Below are 19,880 nucleotides of genomic sequence, written 5' to 3'. Positions count from 1 at the left end.
CTGCTACCTCGCTTTCTTTGTGGTAACAGTTTTCTTCTGTGTGGTCTTTTTCTGCTGCTTCTGCACTTTCTCGTAACGCTCCCTGACAGATGACTCCACCTTGTCGTAGTGAGTATAAAGCTCGGTTCCTTTCTGGGTTGTCACCACACGATTCTGCTCATCGTAGAGCTTATAATCCTTGGTTGAATCAAGGAAGGTAAGCATTGTCTTTCCACCATGAATCTCCATGATGTTTTCCTTACGGAGCCATACATATCTTGCCTCTTCTCCCCATGTGCCGGGAACTCTGGTCTTAACAGCATGGTCATTTTCTTCGATAATCAACTTCTTGCTGATTGTCACATCTGACAGGTTCGCATTTTTTGATGCTGCAACTGCCCTCATTCTCTCAGCAAGGTCCTGATAGCCTCTGACACGGTTGATAAATGCATCCTTGTCCATCATGACTGTATGGGTGCCATCCTCATTCTTGCTGCCAAGCACACCGATTGTCTCAAGCTGTTTGATAACACTTTCAGCCTGCTCACCATTGATGCTGAAATTCTCCTTGACCTGATCCACACTGATAGCTTTCTTTTCCATTGCAAACATTCCGACCTTTTCGATCAGTCCGTCAATAGCGGTATTAACCCTATCCCCTTCTATCGTGTGGCTTTTCTCGTTTCCCTGCTGTTTCTTCAAAAAATCCATCAGCTTGCCAAGGGATTTTTCATCTCCATTCTTCAGATAATCGTCAAATGTGGCAATCTTACCAAACTTGAGCTTCTGTATCATCATATTCACACGGGGAACTGCCTCTGTATGAAAGATTACCTCACTCAGTCCATCTTTCCTGTTACAGTCTGGAAGTACCGAATACAGGATTCCATACTTCTTTGCCATCTTTTCAACCTTTTTCATATCTTCGGTATTAAACTGCAACACCTGTAAATCGCCACCTTTTAAGATCAGCTTTCTCATGGATGTCTTGCCAAGTGACTTTTCATAATCAAGCATTCCTTTTAAGAAATCTATTGCCTTCTGCATGGCAGCAATGCCGCCGCTTCCTACCTTCATGGCAATCTCAATGCCATCATAAGCTACACGGATGATCTGCACCGCTTCCTGAATCTCTTCTGCCATTATCGCACCTCCACTTTCTCTCTGACTGTTGTTTTAAGCGTTTCTGTCTCTGTAGTACGGATTTCCTCGGCTGATACATCAATACCATAAGCAGTCAAAATATCTGCCAGATGATTGATTGCTTTCTCCTCCTCGATACGATACATTTCAAGTGCCACAAGCAGGTTTTCCACCTGTTCCACCCATGCAGGCTTCATATCATATTTGGACCTGTATGTGACCATAATCTCGTCCGACTCAGCCTTATCCGCTGAATGTGCCAAAGCTTCAATAAGAGAAATCGTGTCTTCCTTGCTGCCACTTCTGAATGCGAACTGGACAACAAAGTTTTTCTCTTCCTCTGTAAACTGATGCTCCACACCATTCATTTCTGTTACTGCTTCATTTACTACTGCTAAATTCATAAGTTCCTCCTAATCTGCCATGCTGTTTTCAAGCACAGCAATCTCAATGATCTCCTTCATCTTTTCCGCTGAAATGTTGTTGTTTATAAGCTCTACAAGCTGTGACTCAGTAAGTCCCTTTTCTATTGCACTCTTAATCTGCACAAGCTGCGCCGGAACAAGGTCTCCCGATGCAACCAGCTTTACAATGTCTGCTCTTGACTTTTTCTTAAATGACAGTCTTGCAAAAAGACTTGCCACTCCGCTGTTGCTGCTCTTTCTCACACTTCGCTCAATCGGAAGTCTCTGCACCACATTTCCAGTACCATCAACTACCAGAATCTGATAATAGACCGGAATTCCATTTGCCACAGCCTGCATATTCTGAGGAACTGCAACTGTATCAACCATCTTTTTATCTGCCTGTGATACGGACTGGCTTTCCTGCGGCTCTGCCTTACTTTCTGCCTCTTTCTTATTCTCTGTGGCAACACTTATGATCTTATCTTCCAATGACTCTATTCTGTCTCCCATACGCTTCATCTCCTTATCCTTTTTCTCAATATCATCCCTGAGTCTTGCAATCGTACTGCTTGCCTTATTCAGTTCATTCTGCTGACTGTTGATAAGAGCGTCCTTATCCTGGTTCTCCTTGACCAGACGCTCCCTGACTTCCTCGTCATCTTTGGAAGTTTCTATTTCAGAAAGCTTCTTATTCAGGGCATCATACCTTTCATTCTGATGATTGATCTTTGCAACCACTTCATCCATCTGAGCTACAAGACTTTTCACATACTCTAAATCCTGTGGCATCTGCTCTTTGGCTTTATTAAGCTTTTCTAATACCACATCAAACATCCTGCGCATGTTTACTGCTGTATCATCTTTTTGGACTACCTCTCTGATTGCATCAATCGGCACACCTTTTTCATAGTAATCCAATGCTGTCTGCATCTTAGGTGCTGCCATCCTGCTATCTTTCAGCAGCGTTAACAACTCTTCTGATACACCCTTATGCAGACATTTTGATAACACCTTCATCTGCTCAATGTCATAACTTTTGTTAAGATACAGACCGATTTCATCATCAGTCAGTCCATATTCATAATCGCTTTTGACAAGAGCAATAACCTCACTGTCCATATGCTTATTACGAAGAATCTGTATCTTTCTCTCAATCGCCATTTCACTTAATGGCTCTCTTTTTTCTTCCATATATGCCTCCTAACCACTAAAAAAACAGCCTAACGTACCGGCTGTTCTTTTCTGTCTCTTATTGTTTCTTTGTCATACTGCTTCTCTTCTGCCGAAGCTGATACCGTAAGTTCCTTCCATATTGATCTTCCAAGATTAAGTTCCTTTGATACCGCCCGTTCTGCCTTACAGTCCTGTGCATACTTGCTCTCATATTTTTTTCTAAGACTCTCGACCTCTTCCACACTGTATCCCTGTGCCAGAAGCTCAGTGTTAAGCCTTTCCCATGCATTGTGCTCATCTTCAAAGAAGGTATCCCCACTCTGATAACACGATTCCGCATCATCAAGCCCCCGGATCTGTTCAGCCTTGTCAAAAATATCTTTGAATCTTTCCTTAGCCTTATAGGTCTTACTCTTTTCCTTTGATGCTTCTTTTTTCTTATCCGTCAGATTATCAAGTACCGATACAAGTTCTTCCGCACTCTCAATCTTATGCCTTACCAGAAATAGATACTGCTCCTGCAGCTTATGCATCTTTCGGATATCATCCTTATACTTCCATACCTGACTATATGGCTTCTTTTTCAGCTTTCCAATCCGGTAAAGCTTTGCATAATATCTTTTCTGCAAGCCTGACATCTTCGCCCTGCGGTATCTTTTGACATAGCACTTTACTATCGCTGCCTGCCTTTCCTCATTCTGTGACTGGTAAAAGGATAAATCTTCCTTAGCAATACGCTCCACAATAGCTTCCTGTGAATAATTCTCGCCAAGAATCTTACATCTTCTGAATCTTGTCATCCCCTGTGGTCTGACTGCCAGATACTTTCCCTGCTTGACCTCATATCCTTTTTCCGACAGCAGCTCCAGAAATCCACTAAAATCATTTGCCTGTAAAATGCAGGCATCAAGATCTCTTTTTATCATATCTGCCCACACAAAGCTGCCTTCACGATATTCGCTCCAATCCTTATAATTCTCATGCTGTTTCTCTTTGCTGCCATCCTCCACATCTATAATGGAAAGACCATACTCCTGACACAGCTTATTGGTAATCGGCTGGATATACTTTGCCCAGTCACCTTTCTCGTAGCGATACTTTTTCCCATCCACAAAGCTTACACTGTTAAATACAATGTGTGAATGAACATGGTCTGTATTATCATGAACCACAAATACCGCTTCATAGGCATCACCAAGATATTCTGCTACAAACTTCTGTGTTATCTCAAAAGCCCTGTCCGGTTCCACCTCATCCTCTTTGAAGGAAAGAATGATGTGATACCCCTGTCGCTTGTCTGTTTTTCCAAACTGTTTCTTTGTATCCATCATCTGTTCAAAAGCCATATCTGCCTGGCAGTTTATGGCTCCCACAAGTCTTCCTCCCTGCGTTTTCTCAGGATTCATTACATAATCCAGTGCCCGCTTTAAATGCCTTGCATGAAAAGAATTCCCGCTGTCCTTCATGTGAAGTATCTTACTAATTGCCAATCTTTACCACCGCCTCGCTGACAGACTGATTCAGCTTTTTCATATATGACACAAGCTGTTCCTTATCTTTCTTGGAATACAGCTGTGCATTGCTGTTAAATACAATCTGATTGATGTTAATGCCGATTCGGTTTATCTCATTGATAAGCTCTTTAAGAAGTTTCCTTACTTCCGGATAATCATTTGGTTTCTGACTGATTAGAAGCCTGATATATTCGGCTTCATTCATTCCATTTGCCTTTGCCTTATCAGAAAGTACCTTCGCTTCCTGTGGCATAAGTCTTAGTGTTTTCCTTATACAATGAACTTTATCAGCCATAGAATCACCTTCCTCTCTTACCCGTACTGTATTCTCTTACTCCTTCTGCTACTGTTACAGCAGCTTTTTCCAGTTCTTTATTACCCAGCTGGGCAATAACCCTGTCTGCAAGCTCTGTAGCAACTTCTATAAGTTCCTTACCATAACTGGTTTTATCAAACAATCTGTCCAGTCTCTTTTCATCTGCTTTCAGACTTTCATACTTGCTCTGATACTCGTTATAGTCGTTAAAATCCTTTGGATCACTCCTGTGTGCTTCCGCATCAAGTATCAGTTCATAGTTCCATTCACAGACAATATCTATAACATCATCAATCAAATATGGTTCTATCTCGCCATTCTCTTCAGCAATATCCTGCCTGTACATCTTCCCATCTGAATCTATGCCAATGGCATAATCATGTCCTTCCATATAGTTAAGCAGAATTGCAGCATCTTCTATCGAAGGGTTTAGTAAGATATCAAATGTGTCTGCCCAGGCAATAAGTTCCTCTGGTTCTGTGATTATTGTAAGTTCTTTATCCATTGCTTTCCTGCACCTCCCTTATCCGTGTTTTGTATATCTCTTCCACCCACACGCCTGTCTGAATCTCTTAGGTTTACGGCTAGATACGCATTAGAGACATCTCTGTCCTAATGCCATCTAGTTAGGGAGAAAATCTCCCTAAAACCCTCTGTTTATGAAAGTGGGGGCGCTTTTTGCCCCCACTTTGCTATTTTGGGGGCGCTTTCTGCCCCCACTTTGTTATTTTGGGGGCGCTTTCCGCCCCCACTTTTATTTTTACTTCAGTCCGGATTTTGTCGTGTCCAAATTGTGGGGGCACTTTCTGCCCCCACTTTGACATTTTGGGGGCGCTTTCTGCCCCCACTTTGCTGTTTTGGGGGCGCTTTCTGCCCCCACACATCAAAATCCGTTTTCTCATGCCCTGACTGGTTCATCTGCTCGCTTATTCATCCTGTTCAGATTAAGCTTTGCCGCTACAAGCCACTCGTTGTAATCCTTATATCCGGCAGGTGGCGGACAGTCTTCTACCTCATATCCAAGCTCATAATACTTTCTCATAAGTTCAGCTGCTGCTTTTCTCCCCGGCTCATCTCCATCAAGGCAGAACCGGATGGAAGTAATCTGCGGATGTTCCCGAAGAAAAGTCTCAAGTGGTGCATCTGCAAGCATCCCAAGTGCCAGCTTATTTGATTCATAATCCGCGAAGATATCGACATAACTCATAAGGTCGATTGCAGCCTCAAATACTACAAGCTCTGTACTGTTAACATTTACCACATTAAATCCATAGTTCTTATCATTTCCTGTGACATCACACTTGAATGGCTTGCCCTGCTTATCAAACACTCCCCGCATACTTGCAAATCTTGTCACTCCATTTTTATCATTTCCTTTGAAAACAACATTGTGGTAATGCCTGCTCTCATAAATCAGTCCTTCTTTTAAAAACAGATCTATGACTGCTCTGCTGATTCCTCTCTCCTGATTCAGATAGGAAATAATATAGGAATTATCTCCTGCCGGTTCCGGTAGGACAAATGGCTTTCTCTCCTCTGCCTGCTTCTGCGATACCTGATGAACAAGAGGCTGCTTTACAGGCTTCTCAATTCTTTTGTATCCTGCGAAATCTAAAAGCCAGAACACAGCCTCTTTTACACTCATTCCACAAAATACCCGTAAGAAATCTATCTGTGAGCCGCCATTGTTGCCTTTGTCAAACTGCCTTGACCATCTGTACCAATGGCTTCTGTTATAGATACGGATGGAATCCATCTCCTTTAAAGTGTGGTATTTGCCAATCCTCTTTACGGTATACCCAAGGCTTTCAGCAACTGCACACAGGTCAACACTCTTTGCTATGGCAAGCTCTTCATCCGTAAATCTTCCATCCATGCTTTCACCTTGCCTTTCCCTGCTCTGCTACAAGCGGTGACTTGATATCAAGTGTCCGGTAATCTGTGCTCAGGGTAATCTTAGGATTATCAATCATGCCTTTTTCCCTGAAACTGAAAAATTCACGATTGTCTCCACCGACTATGATATGGTCAATGAGAGGTATTCCCATCAGCTCACACAGCTTGTTCATGCGATCCGTCATCATCGTGTCTGCCTTGCTTGGGAATACGTTCCCGGATGGATGACAATGGATTAACATCATGCTTGCAGCATTGCTTAAGATACTTGATTTAAACAGTTCTCTCGGATGTGCCATTGCCTCATTTAAAGAGCCAACACTTGCAAAATGCACATTGATAGGTTTTAAATCTGACCTTAGATTGACCACACACACTACTTCCCTGTCAAACTGGCACATACAGTCTCCCATGACAGCAGCTATATCCGCCGGATTGTTAAAGGTGTGCTCCGAATAAATCGGAGCATCCTTTACAAGTCTTACCGAAACCACATCAAGCTTGAAGTCATTCTTCTTTGGCATCAGACACCGCCTCCTCTCCAAACTCGACACGGATAACAAAGTCACCTTTCTGGCTGTTTATGAGAGCAATGAGTTCTTCCATTGTAAGTTCCTGCTCCATAACTGCCTCCTATCTGGACTTTTCCTTCGCATCATATACAAGGGGAGGTTCTGCAACGATACCATCAAGTCTCTTGTTCGGTGTATCAGTTGCAAGGGTAAGTTTTCTTAAATCCTTATCATAGTGATATACCTGATTGGAAAGTCTCTCGTCCAAAGACACCTCCTGCATATTTACCTCAACTACCATCTGTGCAAGCATCTCAGGGCTTCCCATATCTGAAGATACAGCAATAACCTCATGCACGCTCGAAGGGAGAATATAAAGGTCACTCTCTAAACTCTCTGCCAGCTCATGAAGCTCATTCTCATAAAGCATGGATGCTGCGCCATTGATACCCTTTTCATTGGAAATCACCCACATTGTCTGTTCCGGTGGAATCTCGGCTATCATCATATCTGCAATCTCCTGTGGCATCCCATCCCTTGCGAACATTTCTTTCATAATGTCATTCATGCTTCGTACTACAGGTGGAAAGAGCCTTCTTGTGTTTTCAGCAGCACACTTAAAGAGCTGTTCCTCGCTCATCCCAAGTCTTTTTGCAAATTCATTTGTAATTTTTGAACTCTGCACCGCATCCTTATCGGCACTGATAATTACCTTGTACACAATAGAAAGATCCTGGAACTCCCTGTGAGGTACCTGTTCCAAAAAGGTCTTATTCTGCTCTGTATTGATGAGCTGGAATACAATCTTCTCGTTAGCATCTCTCATAATGCTGTCCACATCAACAACCGGAGCCTGCTCATATGCCCTTTCCATAAAGTCACATGCAGCCATAAGTGTTTCCTCAAGATCACCACAGTCCTGATACTTCTTATACATGTCATTGATATAAATCGTAGGCGAAATGTTCCTGCCTTCTTCTCTTAAGATGATGCCATCAAGAGTCACATTCACCTTTTCCACTGGCTCTGCCACAAGCTCCATTCCTTTGAACTTCTCAGGCATATAATCCATAAACTTTTCTTTTACTACTTCCTTAAAAATCTCGTAATTCATCATATTACGATTCCTCCTTAATCTAAAAAAGCAGGGAACATAAGTCACTGGCTTACATTCCCCGCAAGGTTAATTGTTACTGTTTATTCTTTTTCTTTCTTCCACGAAGTCCGACTCCAACACCTGTAATAAGTGCAAGTGCACCAATTCCAAGATAAAGAAGCGGATTTGCATTGTCGCCTGTCTGTGGAAGCTTAGGCTCTGTCGGTACATTGACAAGCTTAAGAGTTGTTACAACAACATCCGGTGCATTGTCATCATATCGAAGAGTTACATCATGAGCTGTTTCATCAAGGATATATCCGTCAGCTGCTTTAGTCTCAACAACTGTATAATGGATATCTTCTTTGAATGATCCATCCTCGTTGTAAGTACAGATAGGAAGCTCCTTGCTCTCTGCATGACCATTCTTGTCAGTAGTGAGTGTATCAAGCACCTTTCCGTCCTTATCCCTTACTTCAAATACAATACCCTCAATCGGCTTTCCGGTTACTTTGTCAGTTTTCTCAATGACAATCTTACCTACTGCCTGCTCATCCTTCATGGATACCTTCTGAATCTCGGCAGTCTCCTTTACCTCAAAGGTCACATCCTTCGCCACCTTGTATCCATAAGGAGCTGATTCTTCACGAAGTGTGTACTTTCCAACAGGAAGTCTCTCAATCATATGCGTCTTTCCAGCCTCTGATGTCCAGCTCTCAACAAGCTTTCCATCAGCATCAATAACCGAAAGCTTTGCTCCAGGCAATTCTTTCTTGCCTGTGATATCAGTCTTTGAAATTTCTACCTTGATCGGTGCATTTTCAAATGCTGCCTTAAACTCGATAACCTTTACCTTATCTCCCTGATATGAAGCATCCACATCAAAAATCTTATCAGACTTCACATAGCCCTTTGGTGCCTCAATCTCTTTGACATAATACTGTCCAAGCGGAAGGTCAGAGGTAAATGTTACTTTGCCATCCTTTCCAGTAACACCTCTCTCAATCTGTGTATCTGCTTTGACAATGACTTTTCCATCTTTATTTACGATATCCTCTTTCGCAAATAAGCCGAATACTGCACCTTCAAGAGCATTCTTCGTCTCTGAATCAGTCTTTGTGACAGTAATCTGCACCTTCTGTCTCTCATTGGTTACATCCATTCCCGCAAATACAACCTTTGTATTCTGGTCGATATAAGAAAGGTCTGCATCAATCGGTGTATCATCCAGCACAAATCCATCTAATGTCTTTGTCTCTACAAGATAATACTTGCCAAGTGGAAGGTCATCAATTCTTGCAATGCCCTTATCGTTCGTAACAATGGTTGCTACCTTGTCACCAGCTTTGTGGTATACAGTTCCAAGTCCGTCTGCACTCACAATATCCTCTTTTGCATATACATCAAAGGTTACTCCTGCGAGACTATCCTTGAAGTAATTGAAAATGAAATCATACCAGTGTCCCTTCATAAGAGTGGTATCTGTTACAAACTCACCATCCTTGTTGATTACGATAGAACCTGTCGGAACCTCGTCCTTCATCTCGACATGCTGCACATCGCCTGTATCCTCTACTGTAAACTGAATATCGGTTGCTTTCAGGTATCCGTATGGAGCAAACTCCTCACGAAGTGTGTAAGTCTCGCCAACTACAAGCTTCTTGATTACATGAGCTTCCTTTGCATCAGATGTCCATGTGTCTACCACATTTCCATCCTTATCAAGTACAGTAAGTGTTGCACCACTAAGCTCTGCGCCACTTGTAATATCCGTCTTTGTAAACTCAAAGGTTGTAGGAGTGTTTTTATACTCGCTGTTATATACAGCAGTCTTAACATCCTGTCCCTTATACTTGGTATCAAAGGTTACTACCTCTTCGTTTGTCACATATCCGGCAGGCTTTTCAATCTCTTTTGCAACATACTTTGCAAACGGATAATCCTTAACAAAAGTAATCTTTCCGTTTTCATCAGAAGTTGCTTTCTCAAGTAAAGTACCCTTTTCGATGATTACCTTGCCATCCACATTCTTGATGTCCTCATCTGCATAGAGTCCAAATACAGCACCTGCAATCGGTGTATTATCTTCTGAATCAAGCTTAGTCACTGACATATCAAGTTTCTGTCTGTCATTAGAGAAAGTAAGACTTTCCTTGATAACAGGTGTCTTATCATCCACATAAGCAAATGTGACTGTCTGCTCATTTGGATTTAATACATATCCGTTAGGAGCAGTTACTTCTACAACCTTATACTTTCCAAGAGGAAGATTCTTGGCTACTGCCTTTCCATCTTTTCCTGTTGTAAGAGTTGCCACAAGGTCGCCCTTGCTGTAATACTTTGTACGGTTGCCATCTGCGTCTTTCTGCTTGTCTGCTGTGAAAATATCTTCCGCTGCATACACCTTGAATACTGCTCCTGCAAGTGAACCCTCTTTATAGACAAACTCCTTATCCTCAGAGTTTGCAAAAAGTCCGCCCTTAAATCCGTCAAGTACCTCTCCCTTCTTTTCAACAGTAAGCTCTCCTACTGCCGGGGCATCAGAATATTCCACTGTGATGATGGCATCATTGGTATCTCCATCAGTCTCAAATGCTGTGTCTGTATCAACCGAAATGTTGATATAGTTATCGTTTACCACATATCCGAATGGTGCTTTTATCTCTTCAATGCGGTAGTTTCCGATTTTAAGTGCTTCTGGTAAGATTAAATCGCCATCCTCATCCGTAAAGAATGAAGTATGCTTAACCTTTGACGGATAAGTCGTGTACTGGGTTACATATTCGTTCTTATCAAGATTGAAAATCTTAAACTCAGCATTTGGTACAAGTACTGTCTGCTTTGTATCAGAATCCTTCTTGATTACACGAAGCTTTGCTGTAAACTCCCTGTCTAAGAAAACTCTCCATGTCTGAGGCTCTGTTGGATGGTTCTCCTTAATCTTTACCTCAAATGGCTTTATAGTTTCCATGTTGTGAGGAGTCTTTGACTCAATTACCACATAGGTTCCATAAGGAATTGCGATGGAAACTGCATGTCCCTTGTCATCGGATGTGATTGTTGTTGCACCGTTTTCTCCGATTATTACAGGTGTTGCCTTATCAAAGTCATAGCTTCCATCTTCCTTTACAGGTAAAGATGATTTTAAATAAGCTGTAAACTCTGCTCCTGCAAGAAGTCCTGCTTCGGTATCATCGCCATTGTCCGATACCTTGATAAGCTGGAATGGCTGCTTGATAACCTGCTCTGCGGAAGTTGTACTTCTTGATACCTCTGCTACTAAGTCTCCCTCGTAGTCGCATACTACATCATGCTCCTCTTCGTCTAAGAGATACCCCTCTGATGGAGTGATTTCTTTCACATAATAGTTTCCAAGGTAAAGGTTATTGACCTCTGCTTCCCCATTCTTATCTGTTGTAAGTGTTGCTACAAGATCTCCTGCCTTGAATACGACTCCTGTTGCTCCGTCCGGATGCACGATATCGTTTCTCGCATAAAGACCATAAACTGCACCTTCAAGGCTTGCATCACCCTGTGGAACTGCTTTGCCCGATTCCTTATCTACCTTGTAAATATGAATCTTTGCTGTGGTTCTGTCATTCTTAAATGTGTGGCTGAATGTTGCCTTTGCCTGTGTTTCAGGCAATACATTGAAGTTGAAACTATACACATCAGACTGGTTTCTGATATAAGCGTATGGTGCCTGTGTCTCTGAGATATAATATCCGTTTGAAATAGGCAGATCCACGCTGTAGCTTGCACTTCCGTCCTCACCTGTAGTTACTGTCTCAAGGGCTGTACCCTTTGTTACAATGACCTGTCCTGCATAGTTCTTGATGTCGTTTCCTGCGTAAAGTGTGTACTTACCGCCATCAAGAGGATTTTCTGTATCAGAATCTTTCTTTACTACAGATACATCCGCTTTCTGTCTGGTGTTCTCAACAGTAGTTGACTCATACTGTACTGTAACAGTCTGGTCCTTATACTCAATCTTTACAGTCTGTGGTGTTGTATTGATGGTATATCCGTCAATGCTCTTAATCTCTGTTACCACATAGGTTCCAAGATGAAGGTCAGATAATACCACCTGTCCATCAGTTCCTGTTGTAAGGCTTTCTGCAACTACATCTCCTGCATTGTAGACCTTAGTTCTATCTGCCTTATAGATATCCGCCCCCGCTGTCACCTTAAAGGTTGCTCCCGGAAGCTTCTTTTTCTCATAAATAAAGTTGCTTCCATTCCATGCGCTGAGCACTTCACCTTCCTTGTAGATTGTGATTGCTCCAAGCTGCTCCTTATCTGTAGCAGAAATTCCCGTTGTCTGTCCTGCTCTTACAGTGAGAGTATGAACCTTATCCGAAAGAACATAGCCCTTTGGTGCTGTAATCTCCTTAACATAATAAGTGCCTGCAACAAGAGCTGCCGACTTCGCATATCCATTTCCATCTGTTGTCATGGTCTGTACTCTGTTTGTGCATCCGCTGTCAGAATAGATTCCATAAACTGCACCGGAAAGCTTCACTCCGCTTGACTCATCTGTCTTTGTAAGCTCACCATATCCGATGTTCTCTGTCTTGACCTTGATATAGGCTTTGACAGGATCTGCTGTCGGTCTTTCAGAAATAAACTCCTGATATCCGCTCTTTCCTGTAAGCCAGAATACACAGCTTGATGTTGTCTCAACCTTGCCAGCATTGGATGTGAATGTTCCTGTTGTAGCTGTGGTATTCACACTCGTTGAAGAGATTGTAATACTGTTGCCATTCTTATCAACAGAATATCCGCTGATGCCAAAATCAAAGTCTGATAAGACACCATTGCTGTCAGATAATGTTGCTTCAAATCTCTGACTTCCCTCATTCCACTTCAGCTCATAAGTTGGTGCCTCACTGGTTCTGCGTGATGCAAAACTTGGAAGTGTTGCATTGTAGGAGCTGCTGATATTGTCCCTGAGTCTCTCATAATAGCTGTATGAAGAATCAGGACTTGGTGCTGTGTTACAGAGCTTTCTTGCTGCTAAATCACCGCTTCCAGTTCCAAAGATATCTGCTACAATAACCCATACCATTGCCTGAGTTGCGATATACTCATCGCACTGGCTGTTGCTTGGTGCCGCCTTTTGTGTACTGTTAAATCCATAATAAAGGCAGTAACTTAAAAGCTTTCTCTGCTGTGCTGACATTGATGTGCTCGCATCATCGTAGCTGTTCATAAGCTGACCGCCATCTGCTCTTAATCCGAAATTCATACAATATGCCGAATTTCCGTCAAGAATTGAATACAGAATCTTGCCATGATTAAATCCGGGCTTTAGCTCACTTACTTCTCCGGAATTTTTGACTGATGCATTCCAGAACGCAATATTTGCCTGCGGACTGGCTGCAAATGCTGTTGTACCATTCGTAAAGAGTGTTCCAACCAGTGTGAGCATAGCCATAAATCCTGCCATAAAACGCTTTAGTTTCTGTTTCATGTGCTCTTTCCTCCTTAATTTACGCATAAAAAAAGAAAGACATAAGTTTATGGCTTACATCTTTCTTCCTTCTGCTTCTATTCGTTTTTATTTATCTGTGACATCGAAACTCGTAATAGTCTGTGCCGCCTGTCGTGTAAACTCCATCATAACTGATGTAGAATACCGGATCTGTTTCCAAAAGTAACATACTTGCAATATATTCTGCGATTGCATCCTCAGATGATAACCGCTGTCCATCAATGGTACTTGCTTTGTTAAGGTCTGTCTCTACAAACACACTATAATAAGAGCCTTCCATACCATCGTAAGGATAATACTCATTGTACTCTTCCTGCGTGATACTGCCATCATTCAAATGGTTCTGTAAATTCTGCTGTGTGGTAATCATTCCTCCTGCCTGACACTTTGCTGTTGCAAGTGACACAACATTCTGTGGACTGTATGCCACGGATGCAGGCTGTGGGTTGCTCACATTGTCTTTCGGACTGTCTGTAGTCTGACCACCATTACCTGCATTACTCTGATTTCCGCCAGCTTCCTCATTATCATTTACAGGAGCTTTCTGTTCCGGCTCGTCATTCTGCTTTGGCTTTTCTTCCTGCTTTGAAGCAGTTTCATTATCTGCGGATCGGTTATCTTCTTTATCAGTCTTCTCTTCTGAATCTTTAGCCTCGGCAATATCTTTCTCTGTCTCATCACTTCCAGCTTCGGTTGTGACCTCTGTGACAGCTTCCGTTGCCATTGCTACTTCTTCAGTTGGCTTTACGCTTTCCGTCTGTTTCTCTGTCTGATTATCAGCCTTTTCCTTACCACCATTACAGGCAGCCATTGAAAAGACCAGTACTGCGGATAATAAGATAATACTTATCTTCTTCATAGTAATCACCCATCCCTTCTCCGCAAGAGGGACGGGCTTTGTGTTCCGTGCCATCCACCCTTGCAGTGAACTATTTATCTGTAATGCACGGGACACATAGGACTGTCCCGTATTCTGTGCATCTTAAACTCCTTTCATTATACCAGCTCTCTTATTTTAAAGAAATACTGCATAAGTCTTCTGTTTTTCATATAATTTAAGAATAAACCCTTTACCTGCATACGCTCACCTCCTCTCAGAATGTGCCCATTCTTACGAATGAAAGAAATACCCTTGCCACCATTGCGAATAGAAGAAGAATTATTCTGGCAAGTCCTAAGACCAGCTTCAAAGCTCCAAGAATTATCCTTAATATCCACTTGAGTATCTCTAAAATCACTGTTCCTACGGCTCCCATAACTCTTCTCATAATAATCAGTCTCCTTTCGACATCCATCCCATTGCAAGACCTGCAACATCTGCATCGTCCATAACATCTTCTGTAAGTTCTTGTGCTTCACTATTGGCTGCCTGCATAATTACCGGCTGACCAACATTCATCCCGGATATCACTCCGCCTAACAGCTTTATTACCTCTTTTCTAGCCTCATTGGTTGCTGCTTCAATGACTTCTTCCTTAATGTCATCAATATCTTCTGACCGGATATATTCAGCCCTCTCTTTTTCCTTCTTCTTGATAACAAAGGTTTCCTTTCCATAATTATCAATGTAGAACTGAATCGCATCTATAATGAACTGGTTCTTAGATTTGAAAATCTTCGGATCAAGGTTCTGAATCACATCATTGATTTTCACATGCTGGGGATTGCTCATGTTGAGGCGGACAGAAGTTTTTACTTCATATTCAAGTCTTCTTCCCATCATCTGCCTCCTTATGATAATCGCTTAGTGCTTTTAAGTCCCATTGTGGCAAGCTGCTCATATCCTCTTGCATTTGCCTTTACATCAAGGTTATAGGAAATGTTCTTGGCATCGTGGCTCCCAAAGTTTTTCATCACAACTGCCCCGCCACCGACAAATACAATCGGTGTAGTCTTTAAGTTATACCCAAACTCACGGATTGAGTTATATACCTTATCAACAAAATCCTCTATCTCAGCCTTGATAATGGCAAAGTATCCATCATCAATATCTGACCTGCCATATCGCATGATGTTCTGTATCTCTGACTCGTCTACCTCTCCGTTAAGCTGTCTTACACACTGCTCATTGATAGAACGCATACAGGTAATAAGACCTTTTGGAATCGTCACACACTTTGATTCATCCGGTGACTTGTTGATTACCGGCATAATGTCGATTGTCCAGCTTCCAATATCTACTATCAGTGTTTTCTTTGCCATAGCAGGAATCTTGTCCACTACTGCTGCATAGCACTGAGGAAATACTGCCACATCATCAATTTCAATATGATATGACTCATTCTCATATTTGAAGCTTACACGCTTATTCTTTGTCAGGTACTTGATAAAATCATTCTTCTCTGCTCCAAATCTTGTAAGTGGAAGTCCTACAGCAAGAAATACCTTTGCCTCTGCAAGACCTCTTCTTTTAAGTTCCTTAGCAACTGCTGCAAGAGTGAGAAGATAAAAGCTGTCATCTTCGACCTTTGTATCCTTTACTTCCTGCCTCACAGCTCCAACCTTATAGAACTTTCCTTCATACTCAAGTACATCGCCGAAAAGTGCCGGAGTTGTTGTAATCTCCTTAACACCTGTGACAAATACCTGAGAGATTGTTTTCATCATTGACCATCCATGATCAATGCCGATTACTTCTAACTTGTTATTCATGTGTTTTGCACATCCTTTCTTCTTAAACAGCCACTTGAACATCTTAACCACCTACTTTCCTATCAGCTTTCGCATACAAGGAAAACAATAACCATTCCCTCGATAATATGGACATCCGACACATTCCGTCGGAAGTTTCTGTTCCTTTTTCTTAGATGGTTTACAACATGTTCCATTGGCACATCTGTTGTTATGTCCCCAGAAGAATCTACAATGCATACAATCTTTTAATTCTCTTTCAAGCTTTTCTTCTGGAGATACAAACCTGCGTTTCTTATGCTTATCTCTTTTTTCAACTGTTCCCACCAGAGCTCTCCTCCCTTCCAAGGAATGATTGCTCTCTTATCTGTTCCATTGTCCTGTCCGACTCTCCTGCCGTCCTAGCTAACGAATACAATACGATAAGAACAATAATTATTAATGCTATGCTAAATCCCATCACCACTTTATCCTCCTTCAAATTAGTTGCCATATAGACAGAATTTGAATTTGGAAGTGATATAGTCTACATGGCTATGCTTAACGCTAAGCATGTAGGTACACGCCAGTCTTCTAGACTCCTATATCGCCCCGTGTACAAAGAGGTGTTCTCACCTCCGGGAGTTACAGACGAGCCACAAAATGTGTTTCACGACGCCCTTCTGAATTATCAGAAGCACTATCTCCTCTTTTAGCCTTTTGAGGATAAGGACGAACTTCTCGCCCTCTGTGGTTAATTATCCTTACGCAACATGCCTATTCCTTTTACCAGATTTCCATCCAGCTTCTCGCCCTTCATCTTTCGATCCATCAGACTACTAATATGATAGCTGTGACTTTCATCCTCCAGGTACATACCCCGTAAATTTACTACCTACAGATACTCTGCAGTGCAAACTACTTTGCAAATCTGTAACTGATTATTCAATTGTTATGTCCAATCTCTCTTGGACAATTGATATTCTACAATGCACTTTAATTTTACGGAAGTGACACCACTGGTGTATTTTTACGAATTTTCACCAGTTTTTGGTGTATTTGTCATTTCCTTTAATTTGTTCCATGTATGCTTAGGCAGTTCTCTTGCCGGCTCTCTGAATCGTTCAAGATATTTTTCAAATAATTCCGTATTGATTAATGCTGAATTACCGACTTTATAGACTGCTCCTGCCTCTCTCGCAATTACTATGATTCTAGATTTACTTATCCCATAAATAATCGCTCCTTCCTCTGCATTGACAAATTTTTTCATAAAATCCTTTGTATCTGAATAGCACTTATATGAGTAACTCATTCATCAGTCTCCTTTCACATTTGGCAATGGATGTTTCATTTCTGTTGGCGGTTCTCTGAATTGCTCCATATAATCATCAAAAATTTCCAAATTTATTAATATAGTATTTCCCTTAGCTGTTCCAATCTTATATACAGCACCCGCTGCTCTAGCCATTTCAATAAATCTATGATGCCCTATGCTATATGTCATTGAAGCTTCCCCAATTCTTACAAACTTCTTTTCTACGATTTTGTTTGAACTAGGCACTCTTGCAAAATGTTTCATAAATTTCATCAACCTTTCCTTATGTACTAATATAATCTTTGCAAGCTGATATCTTGCTCCAGCAGCTAATGCTATATCCATTGCCTCATCTCGTGTTACATCTAATAAAGCCATTACTTCATCAATACGAATAAATCTTGGTTTTACAATTTCTTTTCTATAGGCACTAACTGAACCACTCAATGTATTTACCATAACATCACCTACTTATAAAACTCAGAATCTGTAATATGAAAAGTTTCAAGATACTTATCCAATATTTCTGTATTAACAAGTACAAGCTGACCAATCTTATAACAAGCCTTGGCATCCTTAGCCACTTCTTGAAATTTTGTCATTCCCATACTGTACATCTTTGCACCATCTGAATATCTTACAAACTTTTTTGCATCCTCATATCTATCTTTTTTCTTTGATTCATCCATTGCTGTGCTCCTTTCACTTTGACTTCATAACAAATGACGTATTTTCTCCATAACGCAAAAAAGAGGACATCTTCTAAATTTCTTTAGAAAATGTCCTCTTAGTAGTTCATATTCGATTGAGTCTTATTCTTTTCAGATTGTGTACTCTTTCATACTGATGTAAATGACTATGCCAAAATACGTCTTTTAATGCGTCCTTTGACGTACTCAAATGCCTCAATCCCGCATAAACACTAGGTTTATTTATCCAAGCTCTTCATCGTCGGGAATGCGATAACGTCACGAATTGTCTGTGAGTTAGTTAGTAGCATAACAAGTCTGTCAATGCCCATACCCATACCACCTGTTGGAGGCATACCGTATTCCATAGCAGTTAGGAAATCTTCATCAATCATATTAGCTTCTTCATCACCATTTTCACGAAGCATCATCTGATGTTCAAAACGACCTCTCTGGTCAATTGGGTCATTAAGCTCTGTATATGCGTTAGCAAGTTCACCACCTGCTACGAAAATCTCAAATCTTTCTACTAGTAGTGGGTTATCTTTCTTTCTCTTTGTTAAAGGAGAAATTTCTACCGGATAGTCAATTACGAATGTAGGCTGAATTAGCTTATCCTCTACATATTCATCAAATGCTTCAGCAAGAACATTACCCCAAGTATCAGTTGGCTTAACCTCCAGCTTAAGTTCCTTTGCAACTTCCTTAGCCTTTTCTGTGTCGCCCATAAATTCACCAAAGTCAACGCCGGTCTGTTCTTTAACTGCATCAATCATTGTAATTCTCTTAAATGGAGCTTTTAGAGAAATTTCATAATCACCGTATGTAATATCTTCTGTACCGTTAACAGCCATACAAGACTTGTTGATAAGTTCTTCGGTAATATCCATCATACCGTTATAGTCTGTATATGCCTGATATAGTTCGATAGTAGTAAATTCAGGGTTATGTCTTGGGTCCATACCTTCGTTACGGAAAATTCTACCGATTTCATAAACTCTTTCCATACCACCGATGATAAGTCTTTTTAGAGGAATTTCTGTTGCAATTCTCATATACATATCAATGTCAAGTGTGTTATGGTGAGTTACGAATGGTCTTGCTGATGCACCACCCGGAATTGTGTTTAGTGTTGGAGTTTCAATTTCAACAAAGCCCTTGCTATCCATAATGTTACGGATAGTAGAAACAATTTTACCTCTCTTGATAAATGTTTCCTTAACTTCAGGATTCATAATTAGATCAACTTCACGCTGACGGTATCTTAGGTCAACATCCTTTAAGCCATGATACTTTTCAGGTAGTGGAAGAAGTGACTTTGAAAGAAGCTTAACACCTGTTGCGTGAACAGAAACTTCGCCCATCTTTGTTTTGAAAACAAAGCCTGTACATTCCATAATATCGCCAATATCCCACTTTTTAAGACCTTTGTATGTTTCTTCACCAAGGTCATCAAACTTTGCGAAAACCTGCATTTTGCCTGTACGGTCATATACATCCATAAACATAACCTTACCTTTGCCACGCTTAGACATAATTCTACCGGCAATTGTTACTGTCTGGTTTTCGTATTTTTCAAAGTTATCTGAAATATCTTTGTTTAGTGTATCTCTGGCTGAAGTATTGACCATATAAGGGTCGTTACCGGCAGCCTGTAGTTCTGCTAACTTGTCACGGCGAACCTTTAATAGGTCACCACCGTTGTTCTTGTTCTGGTTATTCTGTTCACCCAT

At 41.3% G+C, this 19,880-nt stretch carries 21 protein-coding genes and 2 pseudogenes; 1 reads left to right on the top strand and 22 read right to left on the bottom strand.

All coding sequences use genetic code 11. The features are described from left to right. Window positions 1–3: 3 nt before the first annotated feature. The 11 genes and pseudogenes from WMO18_RS02550 to WMO18_RS02500 form a co-directional block, all read right to left on the bottom strand. A complete protein-coding gene (locus WMO18_RS02550; protein WP_117606308.1) occupies window positions 4–1,122 on the bottom strand; it encodes a PcfB family protein in 1,119 nt (372 codons plus the stop codon). After that, complete coding sequence (locus WMO18_RS02545) at window positions 1,122–1,526, bottom strand: hypothetical protein (protein ID WP_006858865.1); 405 nt, start codon at window positions 1,524–1,526, stop codon at window positions 1,122–1,124. Before WMO18_RS02545 ends, WMO18_RS02550 begins: the two co-directional genes overlap by 1 nt. A gap of 9 nt (window positions 1,527–1,535) precedes the next feature. Beyond that, window positions 1,536–2,720, bottom strand: coding sequence for a hypothetical protein (locus tag WMO18_RS02540; protein WP_367286272.1), 1,185 nt, complete (start codon window positions 2,718–2,720; stop codon window positions 1,536–1,538). Window positions 2,721–2,749: 29 nt separating this feature from the next. Then, window positions 2,750–4,192, bottom strand: a complete 1,443-nt coding sequence (locus WMO18_RS02535) for a relaxase/mobilization nuclease domain-containing protein (RefSeq protein WP_367286271.1) — start codon at window positions 4,190–4,192, stop codon at window positions 2,750–2,752. Continuing rightward, a complete protein-coding gene (locus WMO18_RS02530; RefSeq protein ID WP_119224730.1) occupies window positions 4,182–4,511 on the bottom strand; it encodes a plasmid mobilization protein in 330 nt (109 codons plus the stop codon). The genes WMO18_RS02535 and WMO18_RS02530 overlap by 11 nt, the downstream gene beginning before the upstream one ends. Window positions 4,512–4,515: 4 nt before the next feature. Further along, a complete protein-coding gene (locus tag WMO18_RS02525) occupies window positions 4,516–5,037 on the bottom strand; it encodes a multidrug transporter (protein ID WP_106765270.1) in 522 nt (173 codons plus the stop codon). 393 nt (window positions 5,038–5,430) lie between these two features. Beyond that, window positions 5,431–6,408 carry a DUF3991 and TOPRIM domain-containing protein gene (locus WMO18_RS02520; RefSeq protein ID WP_117813360.1) on the bottom strand — a complete coding sequence of 326 codons (978 nt, stop codon included), beginning with the start codon at window positions 6,406–6,408 and terminating at the stop codon, window positions 5,431–5,433. A 4-nt stretch (window positions 6,409–6,412) separates the two neighbouring features. Then, on the bottom strand, window positions 6,413–6,952 hold the full coding sequence (locus tag WMO18_RS02515; RefSeq protein ID WP_004611525.1) for a JAB domain-containing protein: 540 nt from the start codon (window positions 6,950–6,952) through the stop codon (window positions 6,413–6,415). A 109-nt stretch (window positions 6,953–7,061) separates the two neighbouring features. Next, window positions 7,062–8,057, bottom strand: a complete 996-nt coding sequence (locus WMO18_RS02510) for a DUF5688 family protein (RefSeq protein ID WP_117813362.1) — start codon at window positions 8,055–8,057, stop codon at window positions 7,062–7,064. Between the two features lie 73 nt (window positions 8,058–8,130). Then, on the bottom strand, window positions 8,131–12,291 hold the full coding sequence (locus WMO18_RS02505) for a SpaA isopeptide-forming pilin-related protein (protein ID WP_367286286.1): 4,161 nt from the start codon (window positions 12,289–12,291) through the stop codon (window positions 8,131–8,133). A gap of 99 nt (window positions 12,292–12,390) precedes the next feature. Continuing rightward, window positions 12,391–12,558, bottom strand: a pseudogene (locus WMO18_RS02500) (prealbumin-like fold domain-containing protein); the annotation flags it as partial. A 199-nt stretch (window positions 12,559–12,757) separates the two neighbouring features. On the opposite strand from WMO18_RS02500, the gene WMO18_RS02495 reads away from it, so the two are divergent. Next, window positions 12,758–12,886 carry a hypothetical protein gene (locus WMO18_RS02495; RefSeq protein WP_367286288.1) on the top strand — a complete coding sequence of 43 codons (129 nt, stop codon included), beginning with the start codon at window positions 12,758–12,760 and terminating at the stop codon, window positions 12,884–12,886. A gap of 155 nt (window positions 12,887–13,041) precedes the next feature. On the opposite strand, the pseudogene WMO18_RS02490 reads toward WMO18_RS02495, so the two are convergent. The 11 genes and pseudogenes from WMO18_RS02490 to lysS form a co-directional block, all read right to left on the bottom strand. Beyond that, window positions 13,042–13,248 (bottom strand): annotated as a pseudogene (locus WMO18_RS02490) (thioester domain-containing protein); the annotation flags it as partial. Window positions 13,249–13,600: 352 nt separating this feature from the next. Beyond that, window positions 13,601–14,389 (bottom strand): ICP22 family protein, encoded by a 789-nt coding sequence (locus WMO18_RS02485; RefSeq protein ID WP_226801079.1) that lies wholly within the window; start codon window positions 14,387–14,389, stop codon window positions 13,601–13,603. A 137-nt stretch (window positions 14,390–14,526) separates the two neighbouring features. Then, entirely contained in the window at window positions 14,527–14,748 is a 222-nt protein-coding gene (locus WMO18_RS02480) for a hypothetical protein (RefSeq protein ID WP_367286287.1), read from the bottom strand. 55 nt (window positions 14,749–14,803) lie between these two features. Beyond that, window positions 14,804–15,250 carry an ATP-binding protein gene (locus tag WMO18_RS02475; RefSeq protein ID WP_226801078.1) on the bottom strand — a complete coding sequence of 149 codons (447 nt, stop codon included), beginning with the start codon at window positions 15,248–15,250 and terminating at the stop codon, window positions 14,804–14,806. Window positions 15,251–15,261: 11 nt separating this feature from the next. Further along, window positions 15,262–16,182 carry a ParM/StbA family protein gene (locus WMO18_RS02470; protein ID WP_367286270.1) on the bottom strand — a complete coding sequence of 307 codons (921 nt, stop codon included), beginning with the start codon at window positions 16,180–16,182 and terminating at the stop codon, window positions 15,262–15,264. A gap of 51 nt (window positions 16,183–16,233) precedes the next feature. Next, entirely contained in the window at window positions 16,234–16,488 is a 255-nt protein-coding gene (locus tag WMO18_RS02465; RefSeq protein WP_077326156.1) for a hypothetical protein, read from the bottom strand. Beyond that, window positions 16,475–16,654, bottom strand: a complete 180-nt coding sequence (locus WMO18_RS02460) for a hypothetical protein (protein WP_367286269.1) — start codon at window positions 16,652–16,654, stop codon at window positions 16,475–16,477. Before WMO18_RS02460 ends, WMO18_RS02465 begins: the two co-directional genes overlap by 14 nt. A 516-nt stretch (window positions 16,655–17,170) precedes the next feature. After that, entirely contained in the window at window positions 17,171–17,455 is a 285-nt protein-coding gene (locus tag WMO18_RS02455) for a DUF6462 family protein (RefSeq protein ID WP_005340582.1), read from the bottom strand. Between the two features lie 3 nt (window positions 17,456–17,458). After that, window positions 17,459–17,917, bottom strand: coding sequence for a DUF6462 family protein (locus tag WMO18_RS02450; RefSeq protein ID WP_008395356.1), 459 nt, complete (start codon window positions 17,915–17,917; stop codon window positions 17,459–17,461). A gap of 8 nt (window positions 17,918–17,925) precedes the next feature. Then, the gene (locus tag WMO18_RS02445; protein ID WP_008395358.1) at window positions 17,926–18,147 is read right to left on the bottom strand and encodes a DUF6462 family protein; all 222 of its coding nucleotides are present in this window, start codon (window positions 18,145–18,147) and stop codon (window positions 17,926–17,928) included. A 239-nt stretch (window positions 18,148–18,386) separates the two neighbouring features. Then, window positions 18,387–19,880: a lysine--tRNA ligase gene (gene lysS / locus WMO18_RS02440; protein ID WP_367286268.1), complete on the bottom strand. Its 1,494-nt coding sequence runs from the start codon at window positions 19,878–19,880 to the stop codon at window positions 18,387–18,389.

This window comes from Ruminococcoides intestinihominis (genome assembly GCF_040096285.1).
Classification (GTDB): domain Bacteria; phylum Bacillota; class Clostridia; order Oscillospirales; family Acutalibacteraceae; genus Ruminococcoides; species Ruminococcoides intestinihominis.
This window is presented reverse-complemented; position numbering and strand designations above follow the sequence as displayed.